Origin of the sequence: Candidatus Jettenia sp. AMX1 (genome assembly GCF_030263775.1) — a bacterium.
Lineage (GTDB): Bacteria > Planctomycetota > Brocadiia > Brocadiales > Brocadiaceae > Jettenia > Jettenia caeni.
Map to the genome: position 1 here is coordinate 1 of NZ_SZPP01000023.1, position 21,987 is coordinate 21,987.

Annotated in this window: 20 protein-coding genes; 14 read left to right on the forward strand and 6 right to left on the reverse strand. The window is 37.5% G+C overall.

All coding sequences use genetic code 11. The annotated features are described in order from the left end of the window. Positions 1-758 precede the first annotated feature (758 nt). On the forward strand, positions 759-1,493 hold the full coding sequence (locus FBQ94_RS08505) for a lysophospholipid acyltransferase family protein (protein ID WP_007223357.1): 735 nt from the start codon (positions 759-761) through the stop codon (positions 1,491-1,493). Positions 1,494-1,667: 174 nt separating this feature from the next. Next, positions 1,668-3,149 (forward strand): B12-binding domain-containing radical SAM protein, encoded by a 1,482-nt coding sequence (locus tag FBQ94_RS08510; protein ID WP_007223358.1) that lies wholly within the window; start codon positions 1,668-1,670, stop codon positions 3,147-3,149. Positions 3,150-3,244: 95 nt separating this feature from the next. Here FBQ94_RS08510 and FBQ94_RS08515 read toward each other — a convergent pair whose 3' ends face one another. The 4 genes from FBQ94_RS08515 to FBQ94_RS08530 all read right to left on the reverse strand — a co-directional run bounded on the left by FBQ94_RS08515 (position 3,245) and on the right by FBQ94_RS08530 (position 7,023). After that, positions 3,245-4,426, reverse strand: coding sequence for a M20 metallopeptidase family protein (locus FBQ94_RS08515; RefSeq protein WP_051006244.1), 1,182 nt, complete (start codon positions 4,424-4,426; stop codon positions 3,245-3,247). 65 nt (positions 4,427-4,491) lie between these two features. Continuing rightward, positions 4,492-5,493, reverse strand: coding sequence for a dipeptide epimerase (locus FBQ94_RS08520; protein WP_285442091.1), 1,002 nt, complete (start codon positions 5,491-5,493; stop codon positions 4,492-4,494). 29 nt (positions 5,494-5,522) lie between these two features. Next, a complete protein-coding gene (locus tag FBQ94_RS08525; RefSeq protein ID WP_007223361.1) occupies positions 5,523-6,560 on the reverse strand; it encodes an N-acetyltransferase DgcN family protein in 1,038 nt (345 codons plus the stop codon). Positions 6,561-6,576: 16 nt separating this feature from the next. Next, positions 6,577-7,023 (reverse strand): glycine cleavage system protein H, encoded by a 447-nt coding sequence (locus FBQ94_RS08530; RefSeq protein WP_007223362.1) that lies wholly within the window; start codon positions 7,021-7,023, stop codon positions 6,577-6,579. A 416-nt stretch (positions 7,024-7,439) separates the two neighbouring features. On the opposite strand from FBQ94_RS08530, the gene FBQ94_RS08535 reads away from it, so the two are divergent. From FBQ94_RS08535 to FBQ94_RS08590, 12 genes are all read left to right on the forward strand, one after another. After that, positions 7,440-7,853: a GIY-YIG nuclease family protein gene (locus tag FBQ94_RS08535; protein ID WP_040544653.1), complete on the forward strand. Its 414-nt coding sequence runs from the start codon at positions 7,440-7,442 to the stop codon at positions 7,851-7,853. A gap of 319 nt (positions 7,854-8,172) precedes the next feature. Then, positions 8,173-10,788, forward strand: a complete 2,616-nt coding sequence (gene mutS, locus FBQ94_RS08540) for a DNA mismatch repair protein MutS (protein WP_040544655.1) — start codon at positions 8,173-8,175, stop codon at positions 10,786-10,788. 136 nt (positions 10,789-10,924) lie between these two features. Continuing rightward, positions 10,925-11,950: a flotillin-like protein FloA gene (floA, locus tag FBQ94_RS08545; protein ID WP_007223365.1), complete on the forward strand. Its 1,026-nt coding sequence runs from the start codon at positions 10,925-10,927 to the stop codon at positions 11,948-11,950. A gap of 417 nt (positions 11,951-12,367) precedes the next feature. Next, on the forward strand, positions 12,368-13,831 hold the full coding sequence (locus tag FBQ94_RS08550; RefSeq protein ID WP_007223366.1) for a B12-binding domain-containing radical SAM protein: 1,464 nt from the start codon (positions 12,368-12,370) through the stop codon (positions 13,829-13,831). 295 nt (positions 13,832-14,126) lie between these two features. Continuing rightward, the gene (locus tag FBQ94_RS08555; RefSeq protein WP_007223367.1) at positions 14,127-15,317 is read left to right on the forward strand and encodes a DUF362 domain-containing protein; all 1,191 of its coding nucleotides are present in this window, start codon (positions 14,127-14,129) and stop codon (positions 15,315-15,317) included. 192 nt (positions 15,318-15,509) lie between these two features. Beyond that, positions 15,510-16,874 carry a magnesium transporter gene (gene mgtE, locus FBQ94_RS08560; protein WP_007223368.1) on the forward strand — a complete coding sequence of 455 codons (1,365 nt, stop codon included), beginning with the start codon at positions 15,510-15,512 and terminating at the stop codon, positions 16,872-16,874. 111 nt (positions 16,875-16,985) lie between these two features. Beyond that, positions 16,986-17,267, forward strand: coding sequence for a hypothetical protein (locus tag FBQ94_RS08565; protein WP_007223369.1), 282 nt, complete (start codon positions 16,986-16,988; stop codon positions 17,265-17,267). A gap of 16 nt (positions 17,268-17,283) precedes the next feature. Beyond that, a complete protein-coding gene (locus FBQ94_RS08570; protein WP_007223370.1) occupies positions 17,284-18,084 on the forward strand; it encodes a tetratricopeptide repeat protein in 801 nt (266 codons plus the stop codon). A gap of 86 nt (positions 18,085-18,170) precedes the next feature. Beyond that, positions 18,171-18,434 carry a hypothetical protein gene (locus FBQ94_RS08575; RefSeq protein WP_007223371.1) on the forward strand — a complete coding sequence of 88 codons (264 nt, stop codon included), beginning with the start codon at positions 18,171-18,173 and terminating at the stop codon, positions 18,432-18,434. Positions 18,435-18,460: 26 nt separating this feature from the next. Further along, entirely contained in the window at positions 18,461-19,060 is a 600-nt protein-coding gene (locus tag FBQ94_RS08580; RefSeq protein WP_007223372.1) for a hypothetical protein, read from the forward strand. A gap of 139 nt (positions 19,061-19,199) precedes the next feature. Then, positions 19,200-19,952, forward strand: coding sequence for a hypothetical protein (locus FBQ94_RS08585; RefSeq protein ID WP_007223373.1), 753 nt, complete (start codon positions 19,200-19,202; stop codon positions 19,950-19,952). Positions 19,953-20,013: 61 nt separating this feature from the next. Further along, entirely contained in the window at positions 20,014-20,760 is a 747-nt protein-coding gene (locus FBQ94_RS08590; RefSeq protein WP_007223374.1) for a hypothetical protein, read from the forward strand. Between the two features lie 75 nt (positions 20,761-20,835). Here FBQ94_RS08590 and gmhB read toward each other — a convergent pair whose 3' ends face one another. Continuing rightward, complete coding sequence (gmhB, locus tag FBQ94_RS08595; RefSeq protein ID WP_007223375.1) at positions 20,836-21,393, reverse strand: D-glycero-beta-D-manno-heptose 1,7-bisphosphate 7-phosphatase; 558 nt, start codon at positions 21,391-21,393, stop codon at positions 20,836-20,838. A gap of 5 nt (positions 21,394-21,398) precedes the next feature. Further along, a complete protein-coding gene (locus FBQ94_RS08600) occupies positions 21,399-21,968 on the reverse strand; it encodes a D-sedoheptulose-7-phosphate isomerase (RefSeq protein WP_007223376.1) in 570 nt (189 codons plus the stop codon). Between the last annotated feature and the right edge of the window lie 19 nt (positions 21,969-21,987).

The window sequence follows — 21,987 nt, forward strand, 5'->3', positions numbered from 1 at the left end:
CGCTAAGCTCTCGCCTAGCTCTCTCTTAGCTTACTCCTCGACTCAATTCAACTCACTTCTCGCACGCTTATGACTTCTTATGTTGCCAAAGAACTAGTTTTTTAACTTAAATTGCAGATCTTTAATTATATATTAAATTCACAACAAATCAAGAAAAAAAATATTCTTTATAAAATTTATTGCGATTTTTAACTTCTAACGTCCGCAATTATATCACAAAAATTCAAAAGTCCAACCACAAACAAAAAAACTTAAGAATTTTTTGTGATACTTAAATTTACAAAAAAAAAACAAGAAAAAAATTGTTTTTCTCTTAAGTTCGAGGTTTAATTATACTTTAAAAATTGCTAAATGCAAGTATGAAAATATAAAAAAATTGGTTCTTTTTAAACTTAATTACCATAATAGTTTATAGAATGACTTTTGCGGAAATAGAACAAAATAGGGTTCCAAACCGCTCAAATTCTTTCCATCTACCTTTTCTTGTTTTACCGCTAATATATTATTATTTTTTATACAACTCAATACTATGTTAAGTAATATTAGGAATCGAAATGAACAAAACAAATATTATAAATAACCTTCCATTAAAAATCTCAAGTGATTAATGATTGAAAGATACTATGTAGTTTTGCTATTATATCCACTTCATAAGCTATAATAATGACTGACTATATTGGACATTCTATACAACATAACTTTATAGTGATGATGTGTCAAGGAGTTGGATTTTATAAAGGAGCAAAACCAGCATTTTTATGTATAAATTTTATCAGATACTATTTACCATATATTCATGGGCTTTGTTTGTCTCGTTTTGGATACTTTCTACCTTAACGGCCGTAATTTTAAGTATTGATACAAAAAAAAAGGAGCATGTATTTAACACAATAGAAAGATTTTTTAGCCGTATTGCATTTAAACTTATGGGAGTAAAGGTTGAAATTCTAGGTATAGATAATATTCCTAAAAATGAGCATGTTATCTTTATATCAAATCATCAAAGTATGATGGATATTAAACTTTCTCTTGCTTATATACCTATAAATTTTAGCTTTATCTCAAAAGATACGGTTTTTCATATTCCCATATTAGGGGCTTATATGAGAGCATCGGGACACCTTCCTATTCAAAGAAATGATGATAGAAAGGCTTATGCTACTCTTTTAACGGCTGTTAAGAAATTAACAGAAAAAAAATCACTTGTGGTATTTCCAGAGGGAACAAGAAGTGAAGATGGTCAATTAGGCACGTTTAAAAGGGGTATTTCATTCATTATTTTAAAATCGGGAAAACGGGTAATACCTATGGCTATTTCTGGTAGTAACCAGCTTATGCCAAAGCATGGGTGGCTATCCCATCCGGAAAAGAGACACATTCGAATATCCTTTGGAAATCCCTTGTCTTTTGGTAATTCAAGAACAGATCGAGAGTATACTATTGAGATAACAAATATATTACATAAAGAAGTATCGACGTTATTGCATCAGTAAAAGTGATCTTACAATCTATCGATTCATTGTTGTATACTACCTAATAGATATTCGACTTTCCGGCATTATTGACAATCTATAATAAGGTTGTACAATAGATAACGTATGGAGCTTGGCTTCTGCGAGAGTTATAAAACCATAAGCCTGTTTGTTTAAATAGAGAAAACTAAATACATGAAAATTTTATTATGTTCTATGCCAGATACAGTACCCCAATTCTCTGCCAAGACGTGGAGAGCACCTAATCTCGCTATCTCTTCTATTGCTGGAAATATTCAATCACACCACGAAATTGCTTTGGCTGATTTAATATTAAAAAGAAAAACTTTACTATCTTCAATAAGAGACATTATTCAAGACTACCAGCCTGATATAGTAGGACTTAGTGCCATGACCTTTCAGTTTAATACAGCCCAAAGGATTGCAGATTTCATAAGAAGCTCACAACCGAATATTAAAATTGCCATCGGCGGTTATCATGCTACTCTTATGTATGAGGAAATTGCGTCTTCCGATAAGGGTAAAGTATTTGATTATATCATACGCGGAGAGGGAGAAACAACCTTTCGCGAAGTATTGGATGCCATTGAAGGAAAACAGAGATGGGAGAATATCCCCGGTCTATCCTATCAGGACAATGGTAATTTTATTCATAATATTCCAAGGCCCTTAGAAAATTTGGATACCTTACCACTTCCGCGCCGGGATGTACGTATTTGGAATGGTTATCTGTTTTCCGGGAAAGCCTTAGATATGGTTGAAACATCTCGTGGCTGTACGATGACCTGTAACTTCTGTAGCATGAATCAGATGTACGGGCGTACATTCAGGATATACAGCTTTGAGAGAGTTATGCTTGACTTAACAAATGCGAAAAAAGCAGGGGCAAAGTACATAGCTTTTGCGGATGATAATATTACTCTAAATGTAAAAAGGTTTGAATCTTTATGCGATGCAATTGTAGCTGCCGGACATAACGATCTGTGTTATATAGTTCAAGCAAGTACTACAGGTATAGCGTCTTCCCCAACACTGGCTCAAAAAATGGCCCGTGCAGGAATTCAGATCGTATTTTTAGGAATCGAGAATGTATCTGAGCGTAATCTGAAGATGATGAATAAAGGAAATCTCTTAGAAAAAACAAAAAAGGCAATTGAATACCTTCACAACAATAACATCCTCATTGTAGGCGGTATGATTCTTGGTCATCCAGAAGATAAGGAAGAAGATATAGCACAGAATTTTGAATTCTTTGATAAGGCAAATATAGATTTTTATGGCGAACAAATTATCACCCCTTATCCCAAAACAGGCATGCGAGATATTTTAATCAAAGAGGGTTTAGTTACCAATAGTTATGATTACAGTAAGTACAACGGTTTTTGGGCAAATGTTAAAACAAAATATCTTTCATCAGAAGATTTACAGTTTTTGCGTTGGAAATATAAGCGTAAGTACTCTACTTTTTTTAAAACAACTCCTGTGTTTAAAACTATTTTCCCCGGAGTCAACCTCCTGCGAATATTCATTTTGAGACCTTATTACCGTATAAAAAATTTTATTTCCTCCCTTGGAAAAACAGAACATGATATTTTCAAAAGGGATATGAGAAAATTTATCAAAACAAATAATTTTTTTGGTCCTAATTTTAAATAATATAGCCACAGTTATGGGGGTAATTCGGTTGCGATTATAAAACGCAATGTATTTCAGGGGAAAATGAGAACTGCAAAACTACCAGTACAATTTTATCATGGATTGCATGCAATATAGGTAAACAGAGCTGGCCCCATATAAAGGACATCCTCGTCTAATAAAAATCGGGAGCTGTGTAACGGCAGATTCGTTCCCCTTTCTAAATTACCTGAACCAAGAAAGACATAGGCGCCTCCTATTTTCTCCAGATAATAGGAAAAATCCTCTCCACCCATTTTGGGATCTATTTTTTCTACCGACTTACTACCAAATAGTTCGATGATTTTACTTTGTATGAAATCCAATTGAGGTTGAGGATTATTCAGAAGAGGATGGCCCTTAAGATATTCAAATTGGTACGAGGCATTGTTAACAGAAGTTATCCCTTTGATAGTGTCTTCAATTAGTATGGGCATCCTGTATCTTAATTCTTTAGAAAGGGTTCTCACCGTACCAATAATTTTGACCTTATCCGGAATAACATTAAAGGTTGTTCCCCCTGATATTTGGCAGAGAGAGACTACACAAGGGGATAAAGGATTTACTTTTCGTGATACAATAGTTTGAATAGCCAGAATGACCTCAGCGGCAATAACAACAGGATCTATACACAAATGAGGGGTAGAGGCATGCCCGCCTTTCCCGATAATAGTAATAACAACACGATCCGTAGCTGCCATAGTAGCCCCTGCCCGTAATCCAAAGATACCAGAAGAGATATTGGGCTCGATATGCAATCCATAAATCTCATCTACATTATTTAAAACGCCATGCTCTACCATGAGTTTTGCGCCACCGGGATGTTGCTCTTCGCAAGGTTGAAAGATGAATTTTACCTGCCGTTTAAGTTTATCTTTTAACTGTACCATCAGTTTTGCAGTACCCAGGAGCATTGCCATATTGGCGTCATGTCCGCATGCATGAGCAATCCCCTCATTTTGGGATTTAAACTCAAGATCATTTTCTTCCGTAATCGGCAAGGCGTCCATATCAGCCCTGAAGGCCACCGTGCTCGATGCATTATCAACTGGTAAGATGCCCACAACGCCCGTTTTCGCAATTTCCGATTGTACCTGAAGTCCCAATCGCTTCAATTCTTCTCTGATAACACGGGATGTACGTATCTCCTGAAATCCTGTTTCCGGATAGGTATGAAAATCCCTGCGCATCTGGATAATATAATCATGTATCCCTTTAGCATTTGTCAATATTTCTTCAATCAATATGTTATTTTGCATAGGTGCTTTGTAATCATTCAAAATACAGACAGAAAAGACATATTCTGAACATAAGGGTTAGCCGTTCAGGCAGTCTCCCAAACATTCCTTTTCACTACCCCCAGCCCATTACCTTCCGGCAATAGTAATTTCCCTTTATCAACTGTTACCCCCAGATAAGGATCATTGGTAACGAGCAAGTGTCCATCAAGATCAACATAGTCAACCAGGGAGATAAGATGAGCTGCCGCTGTGATAGACAGGGAACTTTCGATATTGCAGCCTATCATTACTTTAAGATTATGAGCTCTGGCCGTATGAATCATCCGAAGGGCTTCCCGAATTCCGCCACATTTCATGAGCTTAATATTAATCCCATCCACCACACCTGATATAGCCGGTATATCTCCTGCATTTTTAACATCTTCATCTGCAAAAACAGGAATTTTTACACGATCTCTTATCCCTCTCAGGGACAAGATGTTACCAATAGGAAATGGCTGTTCCACAAGTTCAACACCAAGTTCTTCCATGATGTTCAATTTCTTTATTGCCTCATCCACCGTCCAACCTGTATTGGCATCAACACGGAAGATTGCTTTGGTAATTTTGCGCAACTCCTTAAGGATCTCTATATCATTTTTTATACCCACCTTTATTTTCAGAATGGAGAAATCCTTTACTTCATCCACCTTCTCACACATCTTCTCCAGGGTATCAATTCCTATGGTAAATGAGGTCGCTTTTTCCCCAGTTCGATTTAAACCTAAAAGCTTATAGAGCGGTATTTTCAATTTTTTACCCACTATATCATGGAGAGCTATATCGATTGCAGCACGCGCGGCAGAATTGCCGGGGAATTTGTTTGCCAGGGAACGGGTAATATCTTCCGTTTGAAATGGGTCTGCATTTTTTAATACATCGGTAGACTCATTACATACCGCGGCAACGCTCAATATACTTTCTCCAAAAAAACTGGTTGGCGCAGCTTCTCCAAGTCCCGATATTCCATCTTCATCTTTTAGCTCAACTACAATATTATCCTGAATACTACGAGTTTCTCTGGCAATTTTGAAGGTATGCCTCAATTTCAAACTAAGTGGACGATAAGAAAGATTCATGATAAAAGAGGTTGGATAACATCAAGAAATTTGTCCACCCCAAATTTGATGGGATCGGTAACAGGAAGTTTCGTTTCTTCCTCTACCCTTTGGATCTCCTGCAATGCATCGTGATCTGATATGCCGAGACAGTTGAGTGAGATCCCAAGCACTTTACAGGGATAAACAGGCCGTGCCAGATCCTCATAGAGTTTAATCAAATGAGGGAGCGGTATAATAGGAAAGTTACTATAATGACGTAACGTCTTTCGTGCGGGCTGATGACATAAGATTAGACCCTGCGGAGCTGAACCATGAAGGAGACCAAGGGTAACACCTGAGTATGCCGGATGGGTAATAGAACCTTGTCCTTCAATGCTAAGGAGTGAATAATGGGCGCGGTCAAGCACGAGTTTTTCAGCCGCCCCGGAAATGAAGTCAGAAAGGACATGATCTACCGCGATTCCACTCCCTTCAATCATAATACCTGTCTGCCCGGTGGCTACAAAACAGGCATTGATACCCCGCTTCTTCGCTGCATTTGTAATTTCAATAGAGGTCAGCATCTTCCCTATATTGCAATCGGAGCCTACGGTAAGGATACGCAATGCTTTTGTTTCTTGTGCCTTACCGGTTCCAATAGGGATATTCTCAGGTGGTTTGCGAATATCAAAGATCTTTACACGATGCTCCTGAGCTAATACACAAAACTCAAGATCATCACTTAAATGGGTATGGAGGCCACTCATAATATGGAGCTTATTTCTTAAAGCATCTGTGATATGATTACGCCAGTCTGCCGGTAGTATGCCGCCGGGAGGAGCAATACCGATGAGGAGTGTTGTAGGGTTCAGATGTAATAGTTCCTGGATATTGCTGACAATGGGAATTCCTTCACCAATACCAATAATTGAAATAAGATCTTTTCCCGCATTGAAACGGTCTATAATCGCAATAACTTCTTCTTTGCGATAGCGAATAACACCAACTGCTGTTTTTGCACTGAAAACGTCCAGTCTTCCTTCGGCCAATATAACAATCCTGCGTTTCATCATAGGGCTCGTAGAACAGCTATTTTTGCTGCTTTCTCTTAACAACTTTGCTGTGTTGTTTTCTCTGCTTCAGGGGGGTGACAGGCTGTGACTTACTAATGTACGCCATGTATTGCTGCGCATTCATTAATTCGTCAAGAAGATGAGATTCTGGTGTTACAAACTTGATTAACCAACCATGTTTGTAGGGATCATAACTCAAGATGTCCAAATTCTCAAATAGACGTTCATTTACCGCTATGACTTCGCCGCTTATAGGCGATGTAATATCAAGCAGCGTTTCTAACGATTCTACTTCTCCAAAGCAGATATCTGAAAGGATTTCATCTCCGACTTTCGGAAGATCCAGAAATAGCAATTTATCAAGTTTATTAACAATAAATTCTGTTAAACCAACGGTAATTGATTTATTGTCATGAAAAAACCATGCGTGTGCAGGGGTGTACCTTAAATATTCAGGAATCATAAATATAGTACCTCAAAATCAATTAGGCTGCCTTTGGCAGCGGCTTCTCTGCTCGTTCCCAAATTCTGTTCTGCTTTGCTCGTTCCAAATTCCGTCTGGAAACAAGCAGGTCGAAAAACAAGCAGGACGGTTTGAATTTCCTAAACGTCAAGTTAAGTCTTCGGCAACTTTTTAGTGCCAGTAATTAGTGCCAGTGCCAGACGGACACGAACCGCTCATGGAATTCATGTTAATAGAAATGTATAATACCAATTAAGGATAACTGATTTTAAAGAAAACTTCAACGTTAAAATAGTTATCACATAGAGACTTTTTATTTTGAAGAGATTTTTCATGTTATTAATATTTAGTTATTTCAATACTTAAAAATTTAAACCCTTTTACTTTTAATTTTTTACCGTGCAACAAACCTTACTATGAATAAAGGTATCTATTGTCTTATTATTAGGCTACATCAATCGTACATGATAAAGGTCGGATCTCTGGGTATATATAACTTTGCAGCAGGCTTTTATGTCTACATCGGAAGCGCACAAGATAACCTGGAACGCAGGATTGAAAGGCATCTGCGCAAAGAAAAGAAATTTCATTGGCATATCGATTATCTGTTAGCTTATGGGAAAGTTATTTGTGTCCATACCTATGCTCTTGAAAAGAACTGGGAATGTAGGCTGAGTCGGAGAATTAGCACTATAAAAAATGCCACAACTCCTGTAAAAGGCTTCGGTTCATCAGATTGCAACTGCCTTTCTCATCTTTATTTTTTTCAAAATAACCCCGAAGTTAAGATGTCTACCTTATATAGCGAGCAAAATAGCAGTTACTTATAATAAGGATAATTACTCAAAACCAGGTTAAATACCTTTTTTGCTTATCCGATTAATGAGTAAAAATGGAAAAATAAGATGAATTATGATATGAGAAGGTATATAATTAATCGTTAATTTATTTTTTAAAACCTGCATGCCCGGCACATAACGTCAAAGAACTTCTCGAAATTTTCGGTCTTTCTTTCCCTTAATCAAGGAAAAATGGTTTTACTAATGTATAAGACATTGATTAATTATGACTTGCAGGCAAAAGAAGAAAATCCGACAATAACTATATGTATCTTTTATTCTCTATCTGATCTTCTGTTAGCTGAAAAAAATGAACGAAACACCCATGATGCGTCAATATAATGAAATCAAAATACAACATAAAGACGCATTGCTTTTTTTCCGTATGGGCGATTTTTATGAATTGTTTTTTGAGGATGCAAAACTTGCTTCAAAGGTATTAGGAATTACCCTAACGTCTCGCTCAAAGGGAGAAAATTCAATACCGATGGCAGGTGTACCTCACCATTCTGCCGAGTCTTATATCCGAAAATTAATTAAGGCCGGGCACAAAGTAGCCATTTGCGACCAATTGCAAAACCCTGAAGAAGCTAAGGGGATCGTAGATCGTGGCGTTACCCGGATTATAACACCTGGTACAGTCACCGAAGATTCTCTCCTGGAAGATAAAAGCAATAACTATTTAATGGCACTATTAGAAACGAATACCCTGTTTGGATTATCGTGGATCGATCTGTCTACCGGTCGATTTGAGGTAGAGGATATCCAGAAAGACAGGCTTTTTGATGAATTTGCAAGACTAAATCCGTCAGAGCTGTTAATGCCCGAAGAAACCTTTCATAATCATACCGCCTTTGTAGAAAAAATCCGGGCAGAATACAACATCATGATTACCGCCAGACCTGATTGGGAATTTTCAAAAGATACTGCGTATCACATCTTAACAGAACATTTTGGGACAACATCCCTGGAAGGGTTTGACTGCGAAGATGTAGGGCCAGCTTTAGGCGCTGCAGGCGCTGTGATTCAATATTTAAAAGATACCCAAAAGACATCACTAAGGCATATTATAAAAATCCAGAGATACCGGGCAGATAACAGAGTACTTATCGATAAAGCAACGCAGCAAAGCCTGGAACTTACACAAACCATGAGAACCCATGACCGGGAGGGCTCATTACTTGCCATAATTGATCAGACAAAGACACCCATGGGCGCCCGGTTACTCAGGGAATGGGTCATTAGTCCGCTACGGATATCCGCTGAAATTAAATATCGCCAGGTTGGTGTATATGAGTTGTTTGAGAAACCGGAACTCAGACGAGAATTACGGAATATTCTCAGTAACATTTATGATATTGAACGAATTTCAACGAAGATAAGTTGTGGTCGCGCCAATGCCCGTGATCTCATTGCTCTTAAACAATCTCTCTCAAAACTACCCGCTCTGAAAGATCAAATAGGATTTTGTATTTCAGATATCCTGGTAACCACAGAACAACAATTAGATACCCTTGAGGAAGTGCAAACCCTAATCGGCGCCGCTCTTGTATCAGATCCCCCTCCAACAATTAAAGATGGAGGGCTTATTCGAGAGGGGTACGATCCTGCACTCGACGAATTGAAATACATTAGCAAAAACGGAAAGAGCTGGATTGCCAACTTTCAAGCCGAAGAAATTGCCAGAACAGGGATTAATTCTCTTAAAGTAGGTTATAATAAGGTATTTGGCTATTATATAGAAGTAACCAATATACATATGGATAATATACCGAAGACCTATATCAGAAAACAAACTCTTAAAAATGCAGAACGCTTCATTACACCTGAGCTGAAAGATTACGAGACAAAAGTGCTAACGGCTGATGAGCGTGCGAAAGATTTAGAATATGACCTATTTATCCGGATACGCGAAAAGGTAAGCGCCTTCACACCACAGATACAAAAGATATCTGAGACAATTGCGTTGATAGATGTGCTATCCACCCTTGCAAATCTTGCATCGGAAAATCGGTATATCATGCCAGAAATTACCGACAGCCTGGAATTAAACATAATCGATGGACGCCACCCTGTACTCACTCGGAAACTGATAAATGAAAGTTTTGTTCCCAACGATATCAATCTGGATGGAGTAAACAATAAAATAATGATCATTACCGGACCAAATATGGCCGGAAAAAGCACCTATATTCGTCAAGTAGCGCTCCTTGTCCTTATGGCGCAAATAGGAAGTTTTATCCCCGCAAAAGAGGCAGTTATCGGAACCGTAGACAGGATCTTTACACGGGTAGGCGCCTCGGATGAACTCTCCCGGGGGCAGAGTACCTTTATGGTGGAAATGAATGAGACAGCAAATATTCTTAATAACGCCACAGCACGCAGTTTAATTATCTTAGACGAGGTAGGACGCGGCACAAGCACCTTTGATGGAATCAGCATTGCCTGGGCAATTACAGAATATATCTACCAGCATATCCACGCCCGAACACTCTTTGCCACCCACTATCATGAGCTTACAGAGCTTGCCTTGCTCTTTCCGGGCGTCATAAACTTTAATATCCTTGTTAAGGAATGGGGCGATGAGATTATATTCTTACGAAAGATTGTAGAAGGCGGAACAGATAAAAGTTATGGAATACATGTTGCTCGGCTTGCTGGTATACCGAAAGAGGTTATTCAGAGGGCACGCATAATCCTGAACAACCTCGAGGCCGCAACGTTAGATATAAACGGTAAGCCAAAATTTGCACCCCTGAAAACAGTTCAGGATAAAAGGCCTACTCAATTAAAACTTTTTGTATCAAAACAAGATATGGTAATCGAAGAGATTAAGAAGCTTGATATATCTAAGATATCTCCCCTCGAAGCTCTTAACAAACTCAACGAATTGAAAAGGAGACTAGAAGATAACAACGGTTTATAATCGGGAAATCGACACATCGATAAGGTAATTTCCTCATGTCAATCATCCCCCGTTGTACCGAAAACGTTTAACAGTTCGCTTTCGTCTGACATGTATTAAAATGGCTCAATTTATCAAATACTCTACAGGAGAAAGTATGCAATACCTACCGCTTCTTGGAATATCAGTAAATGACTCAGCCGTCTTTCTTATTATAATCTTTTTATTTATATCTGCATTTCTCTTTATGCTCTTTAAATACGGAAGGCTTTATCTCAAGTCTATTACATCAAATGCCCATGTATCTCTCTTACACATAATCGGTATGGCGCTTCGCCATGTCGATATCCAGTCTATTGTAGAATACCGTATTATGGCTAAAAAGGCCGGAATTGACATCGCCGCTGCATCTCTGGAATCACATTCCCTGGCAGGCGGAAATATTAAGCATGTTGTACGCGCCATGATTGCCGCATTGAAAGCAGGCATTGAACTCGGTTTTGATCATGCTTGCGCCATCGACCTTGCAGGAAGAGATGTATTCGATGCGATAAAGGCGAGTATCAACCCGAAGGTAATTGATTGTCCAGATGCAAGAGATTGTTCCACACTGGATGCCGTAACAAAAGATGGTATACAGATAAAGGTTAAGGCGCGGGTGACACTACGCACAAAGATTGACAGGCTCGTGGGTGGAGCAACTGAAGAAACTATTATTGCCCGCGTCGGCGAAGGCATTGTTACTTCTATTGGCTCCATAGAAAACTACAAGGAGGTGTTGGAAAGACCTGACTTAATATCAAAACTTGTCATGGAAAAAATGCTTGATGGAGATACAGCCTTTCAGATTCTTTCTATTAATATTGTCGATATCGATGTAGGCGAAAACATTGGCGCAAAACTCCAGGCTGATCAGGCTGAGGCAGATAAACGTCTGGCCCAGGCAGAAGCTGAAAAACGACAGGGATTGGCTATTGCACATAAACACGAAATGAAGGCACTTGCAGAAGAAAACATGGCAAAAATACTTGCAGCAGAAGCCGAAGTGCCAAAGGCCATTGCACAAGCATTCCGCGAAGGAAATCTGGGCATTATGGATTATTATCATTTGAAAAATATCAAGGCAGATACCGAAATGCGAACATCAATCTCAAAATCCGGCATCTCGCCTGTGATAAAATAACAAATTTCTCTATAATCATGTCGCCCCTTCGGGGTTATTTATTCGTAGTTGTTTATGACTTTGCTGCACAAAGTCCTGTATAATCATGAAATCATCATCTGCAGGATATTCTATCTTACTCTAACGTGTTATATATTCCACGTGATATGATCTTTTGGCTTGTATGATAGAGTATGTCCTGCAGAAATTGAATTGCTTAGGTGTTTCCAAAGGTCTTGGTCGTATATGTCTAATTCTTGTTTGTCATTAAAGAATCAGTATTTGAATAACAGTATCTAATCTCTGTCGTTCGTTCATCTATTACCTGGCAGACTAACTCAAGCGTTAATTAAATTCCCTTGAAAGCCTTAGAATTACTGATAGAATAAGAGAATATAAAGAAGTATCAGAAAACATAAAAACAGGTAAAAATAATCTATGAATATTCTCTTATTATCCATGCCAGACTGTGCCCCTCACTTCAATGCAAACCGGTGGAAACCACCTAATCTTGCCATTTCGTCTATTGCAGGTAATATTGAAGGCCATAACGTTTATCTGGCTGATCTTATCTTACGAAGAACTAGAATTGCTGAAACTATCAGGGAATTGCTCCTACAATATCAACCAGATATTGTAGGATTATCTGCCATGAGTTTCCAATTCGCTACAGCTAAGAGAATAGCAGATCTTGTAAAAAGCCTCAAGAAAGATACTAAAACCGTTTTAGGCGGATACCATGCCACCTTAATGTATCATGAAATGTGCGAAAGTGATGATTCAGGCCCTTTTGACTTTATCATTCGCGGCGAAGGAGATTTATGTTTTAATGAGTTATTAGAGGCCATAGATGGTAAAAGATCTCTGGAAAGCATCCCAGGCATCTCATTTCGGGTTGATAACTATTTTATCCATAATCAAGCACGGCCATTAGAAGATCTTACAAAAATAAAAATTCCAAACCGTTCCCAACGAATATGGAAGGGATATCAATATTATGGTTTCACGCTTGATATTGTGGAATCCTCCCGTGGATGTGTTATGCCTTGCAATTTTTGCAGTATGGATAAAATGTACGGGAAAACCTTCCGAAGGTTTAGTATTGAAAGAATACTTTTAGACATTGCTAACGCCAAACAGAATGGTGCAAATTTCATCATATTCTCGGATGATAATTTTACTTTAGACATCAAAGGATTTGAGTCCCTTTGCGATGCTATAACCGAAGCCGGGCACAACGATATCCGATACATTATTCAGGCAAGTAGCATGGGAATTACTTCCTCTGATACCCTTATTGAAAAAATGGCTAAGGCAGGCTTTCGAATCGTTTTCCTTGGTATAGAAAATGCCTCAGAAGAAAATTTGAGACTTTTGAAAAAGGGAAATATTATCGAGAGAACCAAATTAGCTGTTAAACGACTCCACGAATACAATATTATGATCGTCGGTGGCATGATCATTGGAAACCCAAACGATAAAGAAGAAGATATTGCAAGGAATTATGAATTCTTTGTAAATTTACAAATTGATTTCTTTGCAGACCAGATATTAACCCCCTATCCTAAAACAGGTATGCGTGAAGAATTGCTTAATATGGGACTTGTAACAAATAAATATGACTATAGCCGCTATAACTGTTTTTGGGCAAATATTAAAACAAACTATCTGGAACCAGAAGACATTCAATTTCTCCGGTGGAAATATAATAGAAAATATGCCAATTATATCTGCACCACCCCTGCCTTTATTAAAAATTATCCTCTTGCCTATTATTACAGACAATATTTTCGCAGACCATTTTTCAAGATAAAGAACCGTTTGTTTCAGAATAGCATCAGCGAAAAGGAATTGTACAAAAGGGATATGGAAAGGGCAGAGGCTATGAATAAATTCTTTTAGTATCTTATGTTTTATTTATCATTTCAGATTTGTAATTATATACTGGAGAGTTAATGCTCGTAATATCAATAAATAGGAAAATAAATTATCCTAAATAAGTAATTTATCCATTATAAGCATAATCTATGGTAAATAGGAAAACATTTCTATATAATAGAATTAGGATTTTACTATTGCATAAACAGTCAAATCTTTATTTCATGGTAATTTTTTCTCCGTCCTCTTCAACGCATAAGATCATATTGAATTTACTAGTATTTTGATTTGAGACCCTGTTTTACCAGGAGATTATCATATGCCTTCTGTGTCGATTGTTACCTGTGATGATTATACATTAGAAAAGATTTATCATGCCATTCATAAATCTTTAAGATTACTGGATGGTATTGATAAGCTCGTTAGACCTGGCATGAAGGTGCTTTTAAAGATCAACCTTCTCTCATCCTCACAACCACCTGAAAGGGCTGTTAATACACATCCCGCCGTAGTCAGAGCACTTGTCAATATATTTCAAAAGGATTTTGGATGTGAAGTTTATATTGGAGACTCTTCAGGCAGTGTAAAAAACAGTTCCACCTTCAACGCATTCCGAATAACTCGTATCAATGAGATTGCAGAGGATACAGGAGCAAGGGTTGTCAATTTTGATAAAGATGAGTATATTGATGTTAACAACCATGATTATGAGATCGTAGATAAATTCCGTATCGCCAAAACACTACGGACGGCAGATCTTATAGTCTCCGTACCTAAACTGAAAACGCATGGTTTAACCCAATACACCGGGGCAATAAAAAATATGTTAGGTACAATTCCGGGAAACGGGAAAAAGAATATTCACTTAATTGCGCCAAAACCAACGGTATTTGCTAAGGCATTAGTAGATATCTATCAAATGGTACCGCCTCATCTCATTATTATGGATGCCGTTGTAGGCATGGAGGGAAACGGTCCCAATGCTGGTCAGCCCAAAAAAGTGGGGCTTATCATTTCCAGTCGTGATAGCGTGGCGCTAGACGCTGTAGCTAGCACTATCATTGGATTTGAGCCTATGGCTATACCAACTATTCGATTTGCGCATCAACGTGGTTTAGGCAGTGGCGATCTAAACAACATTCGTGTAGTTGGCGAATCGATCTCCAATGTAGCTGTTCCTGATTTTCAAAAACCCTCCAGTGGCGCCCAGGACTTTGCAGGAAAATATTTGCCAAATTTCTTATTATCTTTGATGTTTGATAATACCTGTTCAACATTTTCTACCGTAAATCACTCGAATTGCACACGATGCTATGAATGCGTAAGAAACTGTCCTGCAGGCGCAATGTCAAAAGAGAATGGCAAGGTAATTGTAGATAAGCAGAAGTGTATCGGATGCTTCTGCTGCGATGAGGTATGTGATTTTGAAGCAATCGAAATGAAACGTTCCTTACTAGGAAGAACACTTTTGGGCATGGCAAAGGCTCTCGGTGTAGAAAAAGTCGAATGAATTGTACTAAGTAAAATAAATGGAAAAGAGTTGATGTAGGGCAAGGCTTCAGCCTTGCAAAGGTGCAAGCCGAAAGGTTTGCCCTACGGAAATGAAATTTCTAACCAGGAAACGAGGATATACTATAATTCTCATAAAGTTATCTATACTTAATTATAGAATACAATTTTTCATGAACGCTTAATTTAAATTATGGAAATACAATGGACGAAGATATTTCTCCCAGAAATTAAGGAGCTTATTGAGACAAAAGATTTCAAAGGATTGAGAGATTTTCTTCGCGAACGTCATCCTGCCGATATTGTAGATATCCTCAGAGAACTTAATCCCACAGAGCGGGTAATGAGTTTCCGGTTACTTGATAAAAACAAAATATCTGAGGTCTTTGCCCTATTCGAGCCTATTGAACAAGAGGAACTTCTCAAGCAATTTACAGAACAGCATGCAAGAGAAATTTTAATACAAATGCAGCCAGACGACCGCACACAACTCTTTGATGAACTACCGGCATATGTAGTAGAAAGACTTCTTAAATTACTTCCATCCTTAGAACGAAAGGAAGCTAATGAGCTTCTCAACTACCCGCATAATTCTGCTGGCCGCATAATGACTCCCGAATATGTAGATCTTCAAATGGATATGACCGTTGGGAAAGCACTTGAGCATATCAGAAAAACAGGGCCAAACCGTGAGACAATTTACATCTGCTATATTGTAGATGAAACCAAAAAGCTTCGTGGTGTAGCTTCCTTGAAAAATATCATCCTCGCTAATACAGACCAACTTATTAAGGATATCATGAATGAAAACGTCTTCTATGTACATACAACAGATGACCAGGAAAAAGCAGCACAGGTAGTTCAGAAATATGATATTCTGGCTGTCCCTGTGGTAGATAATGAAGATAGACTGGTAGGCATTGTTACGGTAGATGATATATTAGACGTTGTTCAGGAAGAAGCAACTGAGGACTTTCAAAGAATGGCTGGTATACAAACTATTGAAGAAGAATATTTTCGTGTTGGTTTTACAAAACGCGTTAGCAATCGTATCTCATGGCTGGTCATCCTCGTAATTGCTGCAACTATATCACAAACCATACTGAGAAGCTATTCCGGGATCTTGAATTCAATAATTGCCCTTACCTATTTCATACCTATGCTCACGGGATCCGGTGGTAATACAGGATCACAATCATCTACCCTCATTATTCGGGCATTGGCAACCGGAGAGATAAAAACAACAGAATGGTGGCGAATTATATTGCGGGAATTTAAGGTAGGTGTTGCACTTGGGCTCATTATGGGCATAATAGCCTTCACCATTGCCGCTATATCCTTAAGGCAAATCACCCTGGCGTTAACAGTTGGTATATCTTTGTCTACTGTAGTTTGTGTTGGAAACATTGTCGGCATAGCAATTCCCTTATTTTTCAGATTTGTAAAACTTGACCCGGCATTTGTATCTGCGCCGCTTATCGCTACCTTGCTGGATGCTACCGGACTGCTCATTTACTTTGAAATTGCCAGAAGAATATTTACCATAGCTGCCTCGTAACTTCACAGACTATACTTTATCTTGACATTCTTTTCGTAGGATGGTATCCTCTATGCAATTTTCTAACATAGAAGGTATTCTGCTATTCATTCACACGGAAAGGAGTTATCGTTGAATAACCAGTATAAATCACCAGAAAGAAATTCTCTGATTTGCGGCCTTGCCTTTGATAATAAGGATAATCATAAAAGAATCACAACGGGAGAAAATTTTTGCATATTAGGTGGTTCTGCGAAAACACACGAAAATCTGGTTGAAATGGTAATGGAATTCAATGCAGCCATCAAAAAATATGGCAAAAAGTTAGATGATCTTTCTGAGACGGAATATTACAATATTGTAAAAGAAATTTGTACTGATAATGAAAAAACATACTGGCTTTATCACGCTTAACTTATAAAATAAACTTATGAAAAAAATTGTTTTTCTCTTTTCTCTTATTCTTTTAAATCTTATTTGCCTTGCTCCAGGCTATAGTACCGATGACTTTCGTGATTTTGATGTGCATTATCAGCTTGGAAATGAATATAATAAACGCGGCATGATTGACGATGCAATCGTTGAATACAAAAAGGCCATTGAGATCAATGGTTATTCTCCACAACTTTATAACAATTTGGGCGTAGCCTATGGCAAGAAAAGATTATTTGATGAAGAGATATCTTCCTATAAGAAGGCAATTGATTTAGACTATTCCTATAAAGATGCTTATTTTAATTTAGGGATTGCTTACGGCGCAAAAGGAATGATAGATAATGAGATTTGCGCTTACCAAAAAGTCATAGAAATAGACCCTGATAGCTTAGAGGCTCTGTATAATCTTGGCCATGCTTATCGCGAGAAAGAATTGTACGATGAGTCCATCGCTGCATATAAAAAGGTACTTAAAATTGATCCTAATTATATCGATGCATACTTCAATTTAGGTGTTACGTTTGGCAAAAAAGGCTTATTGGATGATGAAATCCTGCAATATAAAAAAGTACTAAGTTTGAATCCTGACAGCGCCGAGGCCCACTTTAACCTGGGAATTGCATACGGAGAAAAAAAGATGCTTAATGATCAAGTTAGTGAATACAAAAAGGCTATCGCAATTAACCCAAAGTATGCAAAGGCTTATAAAAATCTGGAATCTATTTATCGTAAAAAAGGAATGAAGGAAGAAGCTGATAGAGAATTGTTAAAATATCATGATTTAGTAAAAAATTGATCTTTGAAAGAGAAGATATTAAAACATTTTTGAATTTTGGTTAAGTCTTTATACTATTATAAAACAAGAGAAGGAGAAATAACAAGATGATAGAAAAATTAAATAAAGTAATAACTGAAAAATCCGAAAAGATTATGGCAAATGAAAAAGTAGAGGGATTCGTAAACAATTTAGGTGGGGTAATGTGCTTTTTTGGGGCTATCGTGTTTGGTATTATGTTCATCGTAGGTGGTGCAAGCCTAATGAAGACTGGTAAGAACTACGTGGTAAAACCATCCGCAGAAGAAGCAACATCCGAGTCTACCTCAACAGAAGAATCCCCCGCAACGGAAACGAGTAAAGAAGAATAATAAAAACACTTTAAGGATAAAAAACTGTGGTTAAAAAGATAGTCTTATTACTATGTACTGTAAGCTTAATCTCATGCCTGTATGCCATACAGTCAGCTCATGCCGTTTTTCCAAAATTAACGCCGGAACAAGTACAAGAAGCCATTGAATATGGGCAAAAAAACAAAAGTTTGGATATGGTAACTTTCTCAAAAAGCTGGACTGTCTCTTTAGAAAAAGGCAAAGGTTTTGCCACCTTATTTACCCCTTATCATAATATTGCCTATAAGGCGAGAAAATTTGCTGTAGAACATAGAGAATTTACTAATAGAGAAATCCAGGAAGTATTGCAAACTGGAGATTCCCTCTCTTTTTCTGTAACTGTTTATGGCGATGAGTATGATTTTGCATTACATTATTCCGCTATGGTTTACCAAAAGGATACGGTCATACAACCTGAATTCGAATTTATACCGGAAATAGCAGAAGCAAGCGAATCCTGGCCTGACTCACCAAGCTATTTAGCCCGTCTGGTCTTTAAATTTCCCATGAACGATATTGACTTAAACACTTCAATTGCATTTGTTGTGATGGTTCCGGGCGGAGAAGAAGTTCATTTTCATTTTGATCTGGCAAAAATAAAATAAATTCCCATTAAACCTTAATCTTCGTGTAATTGGCTTACAGAATATTATGAGAAGTAATATGAGTTTATCATAATGCCACAAAAGAAGATAAACTAATACACTCCGGCTTATCCCGATAAACAAAAGGAAAATTTCCACAATGAAAAAGGTAGATTTTTTAACTTTTCTGATATTATTAGGCTTATCTTCATTCATGGGATGCGCCGGATTTTCTAAAAAAACTATCGAGATTCAAAAAAACCATGCAGAACGCCTGGAATCAATCGATAAAAAAATTCAAGAGCATGAGCAAGTATTTTCAAATTTAAATTCATCTGATAAAAACCTCGAAAAACGTATCGAAGAAGTCTTACGCAAGGTGGCTCATGCAGAAGCAAATTATCTGCAAATTCATTCCATGTTAAAAGCTCTTGATTCAAAAGTAGAAACAGAAAATACTTCCATGAAAAATGCTATCTCTGAAGCTCAAAAAAATATAAGCAATTTTGAAAAAATATTAAGCATAATACAGGAAGAGAAAAACGATTTACAGAATCAAATTGTTACACTTCAATCCCAAATATCTCATATTACAACAGAAATCGAAGAACATAACAAGCAATCTGTCTCCTTATTTCCATCTCTTACCGAGCAGGGAGGTACGCCAAATGAAAAGCAAACGGATGAAGAAAAATCAAAAGGGAATAACATTACAGGGTCATTAGTTACACAACAGGAAAAAGAGGCATTGCAAGACTTATTGGATAAAGCTCTTGCATTATACAGAAACGAGAATTATGAAGAATCATTGAACACATGGGAAAAAGCGCTTGCCATTGATCCTGAAAATCTTGAGGCAAAACTCAATATTGAAATTGTAAAGGAAAAAATAAAATCTCTTTCAAAAAACTAGTTGTTCTATTCTCTATTTTAGTATCTGAATACTTCGATATAAAAGCTAAAGGTAATTAATAATGAAATATTTTTCTTTGATTTTTATAATATTAGCATTAACTTTTCTCCTCACAGGATGCACTGAATTCTCCCGATTTTATACGAAATCATCCAAAAATGATGAACGTCTAGCCTTAATCGACCAAAGGATTCTGGAACTCGAACAAGCACTCTCAAATTTAAATGTATCTGATCAGAATCTGGAAAAACGTATTGGAGAACTCTCACAAAAAATAGATACCAATTACTCAACGCTTCACGAGAGCGTAAACGGCCTTAATGCAAGAGTCGAAAGGAAAGAGCGTTTGCTTGAAGGAAATCTCTTAGAGGCTCAGAAAAATATTAATAATCTTGAAAATAAATTAGATAAATTGAATGAAATTGAAAAGATAAAAACTGATTTGCAAAATCAAATTATTGTTCTTTTATCCCAAAGATCAGCTATCACGGGTTCTGAGATAGGAAAACTGAAAGAGACTCAGAAAGAAGAAGGTGGAGATATAATCGCACAAAGACAAGAGATCATAAACGAGTCGCCCGGGGAATACAAGTTAGAAGAAGTAACAATAAAAGATTCAGATGCTAATCCAAGAATAGCGGAATTACAAAGCATGATGGATGAAGCCCTTGCATTATATAGAGGAGGAAATTACGAAGAGTCATTACATAAGTGGGAAGAAATTATCGCTATTGACCCGGAGAATCTTGAGGCGGAATTTAATATCGAAATTGTAAAGGAAAGAATGAAATTTCTTTCGGGAAAATGAATTATTAATTCGCCGCTCAGTAAATAGCCACCCTGTTCATTACCACATTTAATCAAAACTGCAAGACTTCACTATTTACTCAGTAAAAAGTCTTGCAGCCTCTAGTAAGTCTTTTACAACATAATCCGTATCTGCTACAGCAATAGTAGTATTCTGAGACTCTTTACTATCTTTTATCAATACGCATTTGCATCCGGCATTTTTACCAGCTCGTATATCTACCTCCGAATCACCTATCATAAGAGACTGCGAAAAATCAATGTGGTATTGCCTTGCAGCTTCAAGAAACATTCCAATTTTGGGTTTTCTACAATCACAGTCTTTCGTGTATTGTTGTATCATTCCCTCCTTATAATGGGGACAATAATAAATATCATCGATCATAGCCCCTTCGTTTCTCAGAACATCTGTCATTTTTTTATGAATAAGCTCCAGGCATTTTTCATCAAAAAACCCTCTTGCTATACCAGATTGATTCGTTATAACAATAACAAGATACCCTTCTTCGTTAAAGAGCCGTATACCTTGCGCAGCATTGGGCAGTAACAGTAATTGATCAGGAGAATTCAAATAAGGCTTATGGACAATAACAGTGCCATCGCGGTCGAGAAATACAGCCTTCCTTTTTTTCATTTTACTTATTGCCTGAAAAGTTCTTTCTCAACAATGGAACACAGAATATGCCCAACAGTAATATGGCATTCTTGTATCCGGGGTGTATTGTTTGAGGGAATTTTTAAACAAATATCAGCAATATCTTTTAAGAGACCACCGCTCTCTCCGGTAAACCCGATGGTAATCGCACCGAGGGTTCTTGCAATCTTAACCGCATTCACAATACCTTTTGAATTTCCACTTGTACTAAAAGCCAAAAGGATATCCCCTTGGGTAATTAAGGCTTCAACTTGCCTGGTGAAACAGGTATCGTAACCAAAATCGTTTGCAATTGAAGTCATTACTGAACTATCAGTCGTCAAGGCAACGGCAGGGAGTGGTCGCCGGTTTATCTTGAATCTACCCACGAGTTCCCCTGCAATATGCTGGGCATCTGCTGCACTTCCACCATTACCAATTAAATAGATACGATGATTATTTTTGAATGTCTTAATAATAACATCAGCGATATTCCTAATTACGTTAAGATCCGTTGATAATAACGCCTTTTTCGTATCTATACTTTCTTGTAGCTGTATTCCAATATCATCCATAAATCTTCTTTTTCCTTAC